15 protein-coding genes and 1 riboswitch are annotated in these 12,720 nt (G+C 53.8%); all 15 genes read right to left on the bottom strand.

Annotated features, from left to right (window positions below; all coding sequences use genetic code 11):
- Positions 1–26: 26 nt before the first annotated feature.
- The 15 genes from PRECH8_RS00710 to PRECH8_RS00640 all read right to left on the bottom strand — a co-directional run bounded on the left by PRECH8_RS00710 (position 27) and on the right by PRECH8_RS00640 (position 12,650).
- Positions 27–557 carry a peroxiredoxin family protein gene (locus PRECH8_RS00710; RefSeq protein ID WP_200965144.1) on the bottom strand — a complete coding sequence of 177 codons (531 nt, stop codon included), beginning with the start codon at positions 555–557 and terminating at the stop codon, positions 27–29.
- Between the two features lie 51 nt (positions 558–608).
- Positions 609–1,349 (bottom strand): pseudouridine synthase, encoded by a 741-nt coding sequence (locus tag PRECH8_RS00705; protein WP_200965143.1) that lies wholly within the window; start codon positions 1,347–1,349, stop codon positions 609–611.
- Between the two features lie 82 nt (positions 1,350–1,431).
- The gene (locus tag PRECH8_RS00700) at positions 1,432–1,926 is read right to left on the bottom strand and encodes a spore maturation protein (protein WP_200965254.1); all 495 of its coding nucleotides are present in this window, start codon (positions 1,924–1,926) and stop codon (positions 1,432–1,434) included.
- 52 nt (positions 1,927–1,978) lie between these two features.
- Positions 1,979–2,575 carry a nucleoside recognition domain-containing protein gene (locus PRECH8_RS00695; RefSeq protein ID WP_200965142.1) on the bottom strand — a complete coding sequence of 199 codons (597 nt, stop codon included), beginning with the start codon at positions 2,573–2,575 and terminating at the stop codon, positions 1,979–1,981.
- 58 nt (positions 2,576–2,633) lie between these two features.
- Positions 2,634–3,875: a D-alanyl-D-alanine carboxypeptidase family protein gene (locus PRECH8_RS00690; RefSeq protein WP_200965141.1), complete on the bottom strand. Its 1,242-nt coding sequence runs from the start codon at positions 3,873–3,875 to the stop codon at positions 2,634–2,636.
- 719 nt (positions 3,876–4,594) lie between these two features.
- Positions 4,595–5,059, bottom strand: a complete 465-nt coding sequence (gene ytfJ, locus PRECH8_RS00685; RefSeq protein WP_200965140.1) for a GerW family sporulation protein — start codon at positions 5,057–5,059, stop codon at positions 4,595–4,597.
- On the bottom strand, positions 5,029–5,703 hold the full coding sequence (locus PRECH8_RS00680; RefSeq protein WP_200965139.1) for a DUF2953 domain-containing protein: 675 nt from the start codon (positions 5,701–5,703) through the stop codon (positions 5,029–5,031). Before PRECH8_RS00680 ends, ytfJ begins: the two co-directional genes overlap by 31 nt.
- A 135-nt stretch (positions 5,704–5,838) precedes the next feature.
- Complete coding sequence (gene scpB / locus PRECH8_RS00675) at positions 5,839–6,492, bottom strand: SMC-Scp complex subunit ScpB (protein ID WP_200965138.1); 654 nt, start codon at positions 6,490–6,492, stop codon at positions 5,839–5,841.
- On the bottom strand, positions 6,461–7,237 hold the full coding sequence (locus PRECH8_RS00670) for a segregation and condensation protein A (protein ID WP_200965137.1): 777 nt from the start codon (positions 7,235–7,237) through the stop codon (positions 6,461–6,463). Before PRECH8_RS00670 ends, scpB begins: the two co-directional genes overlap by 32 nt.
- Before the next feature lie 67 nt (positions 7,238–7,304).
- Positions 7,305–7,772, bottom strand: coding sequence for a 6,7-dimethyl-8-ribityllumazine synthase (ribH, locus tag PRECH8_RS00665; protein ID WP_200965135.1), 468 nt, complete (start codon positions 7,770–7,772; stop codon positions 7,305–7,307).
- Between the two features lie 116 nt (positions 7,773–7,888).
- Positions 7,889–9,112, bottom strand: a complete 1,224-nt coding sequence (locus PRECH8_RS00660; protein WP_200965134.1) for a bifunctional 3,4-dihydroxy-2-butanone-4-phosphate synthase/GTP cyclohydrolase II — start codon at positions 9,110–9,112, stop codon at positions 7,889–7,891.
- A gap of 33 nt (positions 9,113–9,145) precedes the next feature.
- A complete protein-coding gene (gene ribE / locus PRECH8_RS00655; RefSeq protein ID WP_200965132.1) occupies positions 9,146–9,805 on the bottom strand; it encodes a riboflavin synthase in 660 nt (219 codons plus the stop codon).
- Positions 9,806–10,942, bottom strand: a complete 1,137-nt coding sequence (ribD, locus tag PRECH8_RS00650; RefSeq protein WP_200965131.1) for a bifunctional diaminohydroxyphosphoribosylaminopyrimidine deaminase/5-amino-6-(5-phosphoribosylamino)uracil reductase RibD — start codon at positions 10,940–10,942, stop codon at positions 9,806–9,808. It abuts the gene before it with no gap.
- A gap of 268 nt (positions 10,943–11,210) precedes the next feature.
- Positions 11,211–11,376, bottom strand: a riboswitch (FMN riboswitch).
- A 95-nt stretch (positions 11,377–11,471) separates the two neighbouring features.
- On the bottom strand, positions 11,472–11,909 hold the full coding sequence (locus PRECH8_RS00645) for a peptidylprolyl isomerase (protein WP_200965130.1): 438 nt from the start codon (positions 11,907–11,909) through the stop codon (positions 11,472–11,474).
- Positions 11,910–12,050: 141 nt separating this feature from the next.
- On the bottom strand, positions 12,051–12,650 hold the full coding sequence (locus PRECH8_RS00640; RefSeq protein WP_200965129.1) for an HD domain-containing protein: 600 nt from the start codon (positions 12,648–12,650) through the stop codon (positions 12,051–12,053).
- Positions 12,651–12,720: the final 70 nt, after the last annotated feature.

Below are 12,720 nucleotides of genomic sequence, written 5' to 3'. Positions count from 1 at the left end.
TACACAAACAAGACCTGCACACGGCTTCAGCCGTGGAGCAGGCGTTGAATGGCTCGTTCGATATCATGGGATGGCAGCTTTCCTTCGTTCATCTCACCGACAATCTTCTCGCGAATCATACCTTGGTGATCGATGAAGAAGGTCGTTGGATATTGATATACGCCATATTGTTTGCGTACGATATTCTTGTCTAACAGGATCGGAAAGGTCAGGTTCATGCCCCTCGTGAAGTTATGGATGGTGACGGTGCTCTCATCCAGATTTACGCCCAGCACGACAAGCCCCGTGTCTTGATATTGCTCGTATTTTCGCTGAAGCAGGGGCATTTCTCTAACACAAGGTTCACAGAAACTTCCCCAAAAATTCACAATTATTGGACGGCCTATGTAATCACTAAGCGAGTATTGATCACCATCCAAGCCGTACAGGCTGAAATCGGGTGCTTTTTCGCCAACCTTAGGTACGGGCGACTGAGACAGATTCGCGCCAATCGTGATGGCCGCTGCTGCGATCATCACGGCGAGTATGCTCAGTTGCACCCATTTATTGCGTGCCATGGCCGTTCACCCCTTACCTATTATAGCGGAAAATTCCGGTCTCCCTACGAGTTAATTGTGAATTTTGTATGTCTTGTGAGCTGCGTCACGGAGTTCTTTGACTTCTTGTGCAGAGAGCAAACGGTATTTGCCCCGCGGGAGTCCATGCAGGAACAGCGTTCCAAACTGAATCCGTTTCAAGCGATAAACGGGATACCCCACTTTCTCGAACATGCGGCGAACCTGTCGGTTGCGGCCTTCATAGATCGTGATGCTGATGATGGACGAGCTTCCATCCGGCTCCACGTCGTAATATTCCACCTCAGCGGGCATGGTTATGCCGTCTTCCAGCATGATGCCCTCGCGCAGCTTGTCCAGCACATCCCCGTGGGGAACCCCCTTCACGTAGGCATGATATGTCCGCGGCACATGATGGCTGGGGTGCATCAGCAGATTGGCAAATTCGCCGTCATTGGTCAGCAGCAGCAGCCCTTCTGTATCATAATCCAACCTGCCCACGGGATAGACCCGTTCCTTGATGCCCTTCAGATAATCGGTCACGACGCGCCGCCCTTTGGGATCCTTGACGCTCGTGATCACACCCTTTGGTTTATGAAGCACAATGTAGACTTTTTGCTCTTTCCTGATCGGCCGGCCATTCACTTTGATGACATCTACATCGGGATCCACCTTAACACCCAGGGTTGTCACAACCTGATCATTGACCTCCACCTTGCCTTGCAGGATGAGTTCTTCGCATTTTCTTCGGGAGGCCACACCTGCATGAGCCAATACTTTCTGTAATCTTTCCATCTTCTCTTCCACCTCAGTCTAATCATAACGATCCTGCATGCAAATCACAAGTTCGCCCGCGGACCGCATGATGCCAAGGTCCTTAAGCAGAACCGAAGACAAGCATACAGATGGAAATCGCGGCGATAAACCCGACGAGATCCGCGAATAATCCGACTTTCACCGCATAGCGGGAATTGCGGATGCCGACGGCGCCGAAATAGACGGTGATCACATACAAGGTCGTATCCGTACTGCCTTGGATCGTCGATGCGATCCGTCCGATCAAGGAGTCGGGGCCGTGCTGCTGGATGAGATCCGTCGCATACGCGAGCGAGCCGGCACCGGTAATCGTGCGCAGGATGCCAAGGGGGAGCACTTCGCCGGGCACGCCGAACCATGCAAGCACGGGCTCAACCGCGCCAACGAGGAAATCCATCGCGCCGGAAGCGCGAAAGATACTGATGGCCGTCATCATTCCGACCAGATGGGGAATGATCTTGACGGCCGTGTCAAATCCGTCCTTCGCACCATCGACGAAGGTTTCATAGACGGGAATTTTCTTAAAAGAGGCATATAGAGGTATAAAGGCGATCATCACCGGGACCGCCCATATCGAGATCGCAGAGACCAGCCCGTACAAGATGGAATCACTCCTTCAACAGCGTCGGCCCGCTGCGGCTTCTGTACCATCGGTCCGCAAGAATCGCCGCCGCCGTAGCGATCATCGTAGCGATCAGCGTCGTACCGACGATCTCTGTCGGATTCGCCGAATCAAAATTCATGCGGATGGCGATGAGCGTCGTTGGGATGATCGTCACACTGGACGTGTTCAGAGCCAGCAGTGTACACATGTCGGCACTGGCGGTGTGTTTGTCCCGATTGAGCTTCTGCAGTTCCTGCATCGCCTTGATGCCCATCGGCGTCGCAGCGTTGCCGAGACCGAGGATATTGGCGCTCATATTCGAGATGATATAACCAAGGGCGGGATGGTCCTTCGGGATAGAAGGAAAGAGAAGCTGGATCACCGGCCTGAGAAGCGCACCCAGCCGCTGGAGAAGACCCGCTTGTTCGGCGATCTTCATCAGTCCCAGCCAGAAGACCAGGACGCTGATCAGACCGATGCAGACGGACACCCCCGTCTTCGCCCCTTCAAAGGCTGCCTCCGTTACTTGTTCCATGCGGCCGTTCAGCGCCCCAACGATGAAACCGCACAGGATAAAAAACAACCAGATAAAATTAACCAAATCTCCTCACCCCAAGAAGTGAAACTCTCCGTGATCTGAAATCCAGTTGTAAAAACCGCTATAAGGTAAACAGCCTCGTCAACAGCATCTGCAGGGTCCGCAAGAAAGTGCGCTCGGAAGAATCGACGGAATGCCAAGCGACGTTCGTCTCCTCTGCATTTGGATCCTCGATCAAAAGGACGGTGCCGATCAAGGTGTCGTCAAGATAGAAGTTCATCCTGCCGCGTTCACCCAGCCGATAGTCCACGCTGTTCTCCGGTTCCAGGATGATCTCATGTGAGATATGATCGATCTCTCCTTCGTACAGCGGATAATCGAAGGATCTAGCCGCAGCATAGGGGGTGTCCTCTACTCGCTGTCCTTTCTCTACTAAGCGGATGTTCTTATAGTATTGGAACCCCCAATCGAGGAGCCGTGCATGATCCAGCCAGTCGTTGCCATCGTTGATCGTAACAGCGGCGAGCTGTCTGCCGTCCCGCGTCGCCGAGCTGACCAGCCCGCGGCCAGCGGCTTTTGTGTAACCTGTCTTCACCCCGTTCGCCCCTTCATACAGAGTCAGCATCTTATTCTTGTTGTACCAGATATGATCCCAGCGGGCTTCCGGATCGGAATTGGGCACACGCTTCACCTTCGTCGATACAATCTCGCGAAAGTCGGGATTCTTAAGGGCATAAGCCGTTAGTTTCGCCAGATCAACAGCACTTGAATAATGGTCTTCCATATCCAGTCCATGGGGGTTTCGAAAGGAGGTATTGGCAAGCCCCAGTTCAGCCGCCTTTTCGTTCATCATGTAGACGAACCCTTCCTCTGTTCCCCCGATATGCTCTGCGATTGCCGTGGCAGCATCGTTGCCCGAACGCAGCATAAGCCCGTACAGCAGGTTGTGCAAAGTCATCTGCTGTCCTTCCCGCAAATAGATAGAAGAGCCTTCTTTGCCCACTGCGCTGGGGCTGACGGTGACGATATCCGTCAGATTCCCGTTCTCCAAAGCAACGACCGCTGTCATGATCTTGGTCAAGCTGGCGATGAGCAGCCGCTCATCCCCGTTGTGACTGTACAGGATCCTTCCTGATCCCACATCGATCAGTGCTGCCGCACGGGCATCCGTACGGATCTCCGGAGGCAACGCCGTATGATTGGCAACAGCTGCTGCAGGAAGGATCGCTCCGGCGAACAGGATGATGCATGTGATTAGAATGATGTTTCTTATCCTTGTACAGCTCCCCGTTGAATTCCCCGCCGCCGAGCTTTTCCTTTGGGTGCTGCTTATTCGCTTGCTTCCGATTCTCGTGCTTCCCATATTTGTGCATTTGTTTTTCGTGCTTTCCATTCTTGAATTTTCCATCCTTGTGCTGCCTATTTTCGTGCTTCCGATACTCGTGCTATCCATTTCCGTGCGTCCCATTCTCGTGCTTCTCATCGTCCCCTCCCCCATCTTCCAGACACCTTGTGCTCTGTGCTGAAACTTACTGCCTGCACCTAGGCGACAACCTCTATAGTCTTGTACATGTATATGCTCATCCATTTCTCATATGCGTAGGAGATGTGCAGAAAATGAACAAGCCGAACAAGACAAAAAATAACCGGGCTGTATGCCCGGCCGTAGGTGCTCAATCATGTTTGCAGCTCGATCAGTTGCGATCGGTTTTAACAGATTCTTAGGACAAAACCAACTAGAGCTCGGAGGCAGTTGGAACTATTTATACGAAAATTCGTACAAAATCCGCCGCAGCAAGACGAATCGAGCCGATATTGTCCAAATATTAGGATAAAAACCTCAAATCATAGGCACTACGCGGAGCTTATATCCTAAATTTCGTACTAAATCCCACCGCACACCTCCGCTCCAGCCGTTCGCTCCATTCCTCCGCTGCATCCCATCGGCTTCACCCATCGGCTTCACCCATCTGCTTCACCCATCTGCTTCATCCCACCGCCTTCGTCCTGCTTCTTCTGCCAGTCATTCCGTCCTGCTCCCTCAGCCAGTCCGCTTCACTAAAAAATCTGCTTCCTTACCACCTAGATATATGGAGCGGGATCGGCCGAATTCGTCGAGTTCGCGGCAGATGAGGAGAGCGTATTGTTTTTCTTCATCATACTCTGCAGCTTCTCCACCAACTGAGGAGCGTTGTCGATCACACGATCGAGCAGGTGAGTCTGGCTGTCCAGCGGTACGACATTCACGCCGGAAGCGGATACGACGAGGAACGCGATCGGCGTAATTGATACACCGCCGCCGGATCCGCCGCCGAATGGATGATAGATATTCGCATGATGGCCTTCTGGAACGGTCTGCGGCCGGTCTCCATCGATGACGAACTCACTTCCCCCTGCGGCAAATCCAAAATTCACCTTTGAGATCGGCAGGATCACGCTGCCATCCTTGGTCTCTACAGGATCGCCGACGATTGTGTTGACATCGACCATTTCCTTAATATTCTCCATAGCCGTCTTCATGAGGCCTTGGATAGGATGCTCTGCCATGTCTTTATGCCTCCCTTAATTCGTAAAATGCGCACCAGCAACAATAATCCAGCAATCATAGCATATCCTGTTCTTAACTTGAATATGCAGTTGAGCTCAGTGCGCCACTTGGTCTGGTTATACATGGGAAGGATGTACAGGCGCGGTTGTGTTTTGAGCTTGATATGATTGGAGAGATAGCCGATGAGGGAGCCCTTCAAGGTCCAGGCAAGGCCGGTGAGCGTAGCCGTCTCCATGGCATCGCCGGCACCGATCTGTGTATGCCAATGAAGGTTCACACAGCGGACATGACTGAAGGTCTCCTGCAGCCAGCGGGATATGCCGAAAGTGTTCTTGATCAATGCCATCAGTTTGCGGTATTCCTTCTTCACAAACGCCTCATCGATCTTTATCTTATTTTCCTGCGTTTTCTCGCCGGCCTGTTCGTTGACTGTTTTGCTCCGCAGGATCAGCCCTTCTTTGCCCCTGAAATTCATCTTGGGAGCAAGCCACTCATAGCGAATCAACCCATAAAGCCAGCGGAACTTCAACACCCAGCGATCCTTCTCTTCTGCACGCTTGACGGCAATCTCCACCTCCAGATCACTCAGTAAGATTAGGATGACTAGAAGTCCGATGATCCCTGCGATGATCCAACCTATCATCGACGAACACCTGCCGTTCTGCTAGTTTCCAGCCAACAGAGGAAAACAAAAAATCCCTCGAATGGCAACATTCAAGGGATAGTATGCGCGAATCCATATATTTCATTCTGACTCATCGAGAATGTTACATCTATATCATTCCGGCTCGTCGGCAAGCGTCTGCTCATCAACGAGTTCACGCAGGTCGTCAAACGTCAGTTGGCCGTCCAGTTCACTCTGCCGTTCGCCCATCTTATCGAAAAGATCCCTCGTCTGCTGCGCCAGCGTCGCTGCATCGAAGTCAGGCGGCACAGGCAGATCATCCAGGCTCTTCAAACCGAAGTAGTCGAGGAAATGCTTCGTCGTCCCATATAGTATCGGTCTGCCGATCACTTCCGCTCTCGCTACTTCATGGATGAGCTGTTTGGCGACGAGCGTCTGAATCGCCCGGTCCGATCTCACGCCGCGGATCTCCTCGATCTCAATCCTGGTTATCGGCTGCTTGTAGGCAACGATCGCCAGGGTCTCCAGCGCAGCCTGTGAAAGCGTCGCATGGGAAGGAGAATAGGCCAGTCGTTCAAAAAAAGGGGCATGTTCCGGCAGCGTCGTCATCTGATAAGTGCCTGCGATCTCAACAATCTGAATGCCTCGGCCGTCACGGCGCAAGTCATTCTTCAAACTCTGGATGAGCTCCGTTACGAGTTCCGGGCTCTGTTCCAGCACCTCAGCAATCTGACGCGCATCCAGCCCCTCATCCCCGGCTGCGAACAGCAGGCCTTCAATAACTGATTTCATCTGCTGGTAGTTCATCGTTTCCCCCTGATTCGCGAAGTTGAATGACGATATCGTCGAACAAACGATGCTGGTAACAAGACACGAACTTCCGCCTGATCAGTTCCAGCAGCGCTAAGAACGTCACAACGATATCCGTGCGATCGGCATCCTCGCCGATCAGCTTCGAGAACATCGTCCTGCCCCCCGCCTTGCTGATCGTGTCCGTCACTTGCACCATGCGGTCTTTGACAGAGATCTCATCGCGGGTGATCTTCGCAATCGCCATACGCGATCGCGATCGCCGAAGTGCCCGCTGAAAGGCGATCAAGAGATCGGACAAGTTGAAGTCTTGCACCGGATTCTCCTCGATATGCGGCATATATTCGGACAGATCCAGCGGCGCCCGCGTATAGATCAAGCTGCGCGCGACTTCCATCTCGCGCAACTGATCGGCAGCAGCTTTGTATTTGCGGTATTCAATCAAGCGCTGTACGAGTTCTTCCCGCGGGTCCACTTCCTCTATGCTGCCGTCTTCTTGCTCGATCACGGGAGGTCTCGGGAGAAGCATGCGGCTTTTGATATACAGCAGTTCGGCAGCCATGACAAGAAATTCGCTTGCCAGCTCCAACTCGAGCTCTTGCATCGTCTCGATATAAGCCATGTATTGATCGGTGATCTGGCTGATTGGGATATCATAGATATCGATCTCTTGGCTGTCGATCAGATGAAGCAGAAGGTCCAGCGGACCTTCGAAGGTGTCCAGTTTAAAATTCATCTCCATGCCTGTCCCTCTTCAAAGCAAAGTTCGGATCTTGCAAGTCTTGACAACGGCAGCAACAGGCGTTCTATTAAGGCAATTGTTTCATCAGATTCGCCATCTCAATCGCGCTGACCGCCGCCTCCCAGCCCTTGTTGCCGGCCTTCGTGCCTGCACGTTCGACGGCTTGTTCGATCGTATCCGTCGTCAAGACTCCGAAGATGACCGGTACGCCCGTCTTCTGGGAAGCCTGCGCGACGCCCTTGGCCACTTCATTGCACACATAATCATAATGAGATGTAGCACCGCGGATCACGGCACCCAATGTAATTATAGCATCATACTTGCCGCTTGCGGCCATCTTTTGTGCAACGAGCGGGATTTCAAATGCACCCGGGGTCCAAGCGATATCGATCTCATCATCCTGCACGCCATGGCGGCGCAAGGCATCCTCTGCGCCGCTGAGCAGTCTTGTCGTGATGAACTCATTAAATCTGCCTGCCACTATCCCGTATTTTAGTCCTTTTGACACCAGATGTCCTTCATAAATGTTCGCCATTTCTCTGATTCCTCTCTTTCGTCTTTGTGATTCGTTATATGTGATCCTGTTGAGAAATACAGCAACAGGAGATTACATTCATGGTTCGTATGGTCATCGTGAGCATATTCTTTTTATTATTTTGGATTCTTTGTAATAGTAAGCATGTGTCCAAGTTTCTCTTTCTTCGTATAAAGATAAAGCGCGTTGTCCTCGTTCGCCTCCATTTGAATCGGGATGCGGTCGACGACCTCCAGACCGTAGCCCTGTAATCCCTTGATCTTGCGCGGATTGTTCGTGAGCAGCTTCATCTTGCGCACGCCGAGATCCTTCAAGATCTGCGCGCCAATCCCGTAATCCCGAAGATCCGGCTTGAATCCGAGCTTGATATTCGCATCGACGGTATCCAGGCCTTGTTCCTGCAGCTTATAAGCCTTGAGCTTATTGATCAGGCCGATGCCCCGCCCCTCTTGTCTCATATACAGCAGGACACCGGAGCCGTGCTCTTGAATCTGCTTCAATGCAGCTGCCAGCTGGGGGCCGCAATCGCAGCGATGCGAGTGGAAGACATCGCCGGTCAAACATTCGGAATGCACTCTGACAAGAGTTGGAATATTGGGGTCAATCTTGCCCTTCACGAGGGCGACATGCTCCTTGTCATCGACGGAATTGGTGTAGGCCACCGCCTGGAAGACACCGTATTCCGTGGGCAGTCTCACCTCTACTTCGCGTTTGACGAGGTTCTCCTTCTCGTTGCGGTAGCGGATGAGATCTTGGATCGAGATGATCTTCAAGTCATGTTTCTTCGCGATCTCCATCAGGTCGGGAACACGGGCCATGGTGCCGTCTTCCTTCATGATCTCACAGATCACCCCGGCGGGATAAGCGCCGCACATCTTCGCCAGATCGACCGCCGCTTCGGTATGTCCGGCTCTGCGCAGCACGCCTCCCTTGCGGGCGACCAAAGGGAAGATATGTCCCGGCCTGCGGAAATCCTGCGGTTTCGCCTCCGGATCGATCAGCGCCTGCACCGTACGCGAACGTTCATAAGCTGAGATGCCGGTTGTTGTCTCGATATGATCCACCGACACCGTGAATGCCGTGCCGTGGTAATCGGTATTCTTATCGACCATCGGCGGCAGATTCAGCTCCTGCGCCCGCTCTTCTGTGATCGGAGCGCAGATCAGACCGCGCCCTTCCTTCGCCATGAAGTTGATGATCTCCGGCGTTGCCTTCTCCGCTAAGGCGACAAAATCCCCTTCATTCTCTCTATCCTCATCATCAACGACGATCACGACCTTGCCGAGAATCAGATCGTAGATCGCATCTTCGATCGGGTCAAACTTGATCTCTACTCCCATCCTTATCCCTCCATATCTAAAATATGAACAGCCTTAGACGAAGCCGTTCTCCACCAGCATCTCCATCGTCAGCCCCCGGGCGGGATGGACCGCGTTCGCACTGCGCCGCTGGAGGAGATGTGCGACGTATTTGCCGATGATGTCCGTTTCGATGTTGACCGTTGCTCCCTCATGTTTATACTGCAGGATGGTCTGAGCCAGCGTATGGGGAATGATCGATACCGTTACCTCATCGCCCTCCGCCCGCACCACCGTCAGGCTGATGCCGTCGATCGTGATGGAGCCGCGGGGCAGGATCGTATCCATCAGGCTCGGGTCCTTAAGCCGCAGCGTGAACACGACGGCATTCTCCTCCTGTCTGCGCGCTGTGATCACAGCTGTGCCGTCTACATGGCCCTGTACGATATGTCCGCCGAATCGGCCGTCCGCCGGCATCGCCCGCTCCAGATTCAGCGGACTGCCCGAACGCAGTTCATGGAGATTCGTCTTGCGGTAGGTCTCGGGCATCACATCGGCGGTAAACGACGTGCGATCGAAGCGGGTGACCGTCAGACAGACGCCGTTCACCGCGATGCTGTCGCCGATCTTGACATCCTCCAGCACACGTTCTGCTTGGATGGTCAGCACCATGGCCTGACCGGCTCGCTCCACAGAGCGAAGCGTTCCGATCTCTTCTATGATACCTGTGAACATCTATGCTTCCCTCCTCGGATATACGGGATAACCGATGATCCCGACATTGTCGCCGAAGGTCTCGATTTGAACGCGTTCAAGCCGGTACGCATCGGCCATCTTCTCTATTCCCGTCATCTGAAAATTCGCCGGCGCCTCCGCACCGCCGATGATCTTCGGGGCATAGAACAACACCATCTTATCGATCAAGCCGTGGGCCAGCATCGCACCGTTCAGCGTACCGCCGCCTTCGAGCAGGATTGAGGCGATCTCACGTTCAGCAAGCTTCTGCATGGCGAGCGGCAGATCGACCCGCTTGCCGTCGCCGCAGGCGATCACCGTCACACCGGCTTGCTCCAAGCGTGCGGCAGCCTGCTTATCGGCGCGCTCCGTCGTCAAGATGATCGTCTCCGCCAACCCGTCTTGCACCACTTTCGCGTGGAGCGGCGTGCGCAGCTGGGAGTCAACGATGATGCGAATCGGATGAACACCGGGTACTGGTGCGCGAACGGTGAGACTTGGGTCATCCGCCAGCACCGTTCCGATGCCGACCATGATCGCTTGGTGCTGATGGCGGAGCGTGTGTACATAAGCTCTGGCTTCTTCATTGGTAATCCAGCGGCTGTCCCCGGTATAAGAAGCGACCTTGCCGTCCAGAGTCGATGCCGTCTTCAAGGTGATGAAAGGGCGTCCCTTCGCCACATAGGTAAAGAAATGTTCATTCAACTGCAGCGCCTGCTCTTCAAGGACGCCGACTTCTGTCTCTATGCCGTGTTCCTGCAGCATCTTCAGCCCGCGGCCTGAGACAAGGGGATTCGGATCGCGGCAGGCGGCGACGATGCGCTTCACGCCGGCCTCGATCAACTGCTTGGCACAGGGCGGCGTACGTCCCCGATGGCTGCAAGGTTCAAGGGTCACATAGACGGTGCTGCCGCGGGCTTCTCCGCCCGCCATCTTGAGCGCATGGACCTCCGCATGCGCCTCGCCGCGCCGCAGATGCGAACCGAGTCCCACGATTCGCCCGTCCTTGACGATGACGCAGCCGACGATGGGATTGCTGTCCGTCTGTCCTCGGGCTGCGGCAGCAAGTTCCAGAGCGAGTTGCATATACGCCTCATCATGCAGCACATGGCGATGGTTTAAGCTGCGGTTCGTCATGGTTGTTCACCACCTCGCAAAGTATTAATAAAGCCCCTCTAAACCTAGAGGGGCCTGGGTAAGTATGCCGAGCTTTAAGCCAAGTCATCGTGCATCAGACTGATCTTAACCGATGCAAGTACCGCCGCTTCAGTCGCAGCTCAGCCTGCATCGTTCCCGACTTACTTTCAAACAAAGCGGGAATATAGGCTGCTGGTACCCACCATGTGAAAAAAGGTACATAGAGCCTCGATAAATAAGATCTGCACCAATGGACTTGCAGATGCACGGTTTCCTTCTCCCATCCAGACTATACTGTCGGTCCCGGAATCACACCGGGTCCACCGTCATGCTGCTTAGCAACATGGCGGGTCACGGACTGATCGCGGCTTGCGAATGAACGCGCTCCGCGAATCACCGCCGGTCGGGAATTTCACCCTGCCCTGAAGGAATACATGATCAGTATGCGGTTGTTAAGATTACTAAAAGCATAGCACCGAAAAATACAAAAAGCAAGGTATTCGCTCACCTTGCTTTCGAATCCGACAGCTTATTCCTCGTCCCAGACTTTGACTTCTGCCATCTTATCCCCGGGACGAAGGGCATCCACATGCTCCATCCCCTTAACCACTCTGCCAAAAACCGTATGATGACCGTCCAGATGCGGCTGCGGCTGATAGCAGATATAGAACTGGCTGCTTCCCGTGTCTCTCCCGGCATGCGCCATCGCCAACGTCCCCCGCTCGTGCTTGCTCACGTTGGTGTCGACTTCACACTTGATCGTATACCCCGCTCCGCCTGTGCCGTTACCGATCGGGCAGCCGCCCTGGGCGACGAAGCCGGGGATAACACGGTGAAAAGTCAGCCCGTTATAGAAGCCGGAGTTTGCTAATTTCTCGAAGTTTGCTACGGTATTCGGCGCCTCATCCGGGAAAAATTCAAGAAGGATCTCCCCGCCCTTTTCCAATGTTATTTTGCCCTTTTTCATACTAGGTCAATCTCCTCCCATCATAGCTTCATGATCGACATCCGTCACACACAGCGTCACAGCCGCTGCGGCTATTCCCATTACTCTGCCGATCATAACTCCATCCCATCTTACACAAAGCTTGCCGTCAATGCAAAAATCTCAACCCTGCGCCTTCAAATAGCCCTTAGCAACTGCATCTTGGATCAGACCGCGGCTGTAATCCCCCAGCTTCTGAGAAACCTCCGCGATCGCTTCTTGTCGCGCCAACACCTGCCGGCTATGGATCCCATGTTCCCGCCAAGATCTGCCCTGTGCCGCGTAATTCAGCAGCATCGGCTGCAGACGGTCCAACGCTGCGGCGTACTTCGCCTCCGGCGAAATACCTTCCTCGAATTCCTGCCACAAGGCCATCAACTCATCCCGCTGCTCCTCCGGCAAGAGACGGAAGAGCCGGTTGGCGCAGGCGAGTTCGCGATCGTACTTATCCTCTTGGCCTTGCGGATCATAAGCATAGGTATCCCCCGCATCGATCTCTACCAGGTCATGGATCAGCAGCATCTTCATCACTCTCAGAAGATCAATCCCGGGATCATCGAGATGTTCACATAGGAGCACCGCCATCATCGCCAGATGCCAGGAATGTTCCGCGCTGTTCTCACGGCGGCTGCCATCAGCCAGATAGGATCTGCGCTCGACTTGTTTGAGCTGATCGATCTCCAGGAGGAAGCGGATCTGCTGCTCGAGTCTTGCATCCTTCATCGCCTGCTGTCCCCCTATCCATCAGGATGTATATCTACAGCAAGACTCCGCCCGCCCTGCGGCTGACGGA

It is taken from the genome of Insulibacter thermoxylanivorax (genome assembly GCF_015472005.1).
In the GTDB taxonomy this organism is placed as follows: Bacteria; Bacillota; Bacilli; order Paenibacillales; family DA-C8; genus Insulibacter; species Insulibacter thermoxylanivorax.
This window is presented reverse-complemented; position numbering and strand designations above follow the sequence as displayed.

Coding starts and splice junctions, on each gene's coding strand:
- PRECH8_RS00710 (WP_200965144.1), bottom strand. CDS start 557: ATGGCACGCAATAAATGGGTGCAACTGAGCATACTCGCCGTGATGATC.
- PRECH8_RS00705 (WP_200965143.1), bottom strand. CDS start 1,349: ATGGAAAGATTACAGAAAGTATTGGCTCATGCAGGTGTGGCCTCCCGA.
- PRECH8_RS00700 (WP_200965254.1), bottom strand. CDS start 1,926: ATGATCGCCTTTATACCTCTATATGCCTCTTTTAAGAAAATTCCCGTC.
- PRECH8_RS00690 (WP_200965141.1), bottom strand. CDS start 3,875: ATGGGAAGCACGAGAATCGGAAGCAAGCGAATAAGCAGCACCCAAAGG.
- ytfJ (WP_200965140.1), bottom strand. CDS start 5,059: ATGGCAGAGCATCCTATCCAAGGCCTCATGAAGACGGCTATGGAGAAT.
- PRECH8_RS00680 (WP_200965139.1), bottom strand. CDS start 5,703: ATGATAGGTTGGATCATCGCAGGGATCATCGGACTTCTAGTCATCCTA.
- scpB (WP_200965138.1), bottom strand. CDS start 6,492: ATGAACTACCAGCAGATGAAATCAGTTATTGAAGGCCTGCTGTTCGCA.
- PRECH8_RS00670 (WP_200965137.1), bottom strand. CDS start 7,237: ATGGAGATGAATTTTAAACTGGACACCTTCGAAGGTCCGCTGGACCTT.
- ribH (WP_200965135.1), bottom strand. CDS start 7,772: ATGGCGAACATTTATGAAGGACATCTGGTGTCAAAAGGACTAAAATAC.
- PRECH8_RS00660 (WP_200965134.1), bottom strand. CDS start 9,112: ATGGGAGTAGAGATCAAGTTTGACCCGATCGAAGATGCGATCTACGAT.
- ribE (WP_200965132.1), bottom strand. CDS start 9,805: ATGTTCACAGGTATCATAGAAGAGATCGGAACGCTTCGCTCTGTGGAG.
- ribD (WP_200965131.1), bottom strand. CDS start 10,942: ATGACGAACCGCAGCTTAAACCATCGCCATGTGCTGCATGATGAGGCG.
- PRECH8_RS00645 (WP_200965130.1), bottom strand. CDS start 11,909: ATGAAAAAGGGCAAAATAACATTGGAAAAGGGCGGGGAGATCCTTCTT.
- PRECH8_RS00640 (WP_200965129.1), bottom strand. CDS start 12,650: ATGAAGGATGCAAGACTCGAGCAGCAGATCCGCTTCCTCCTGGAGATC.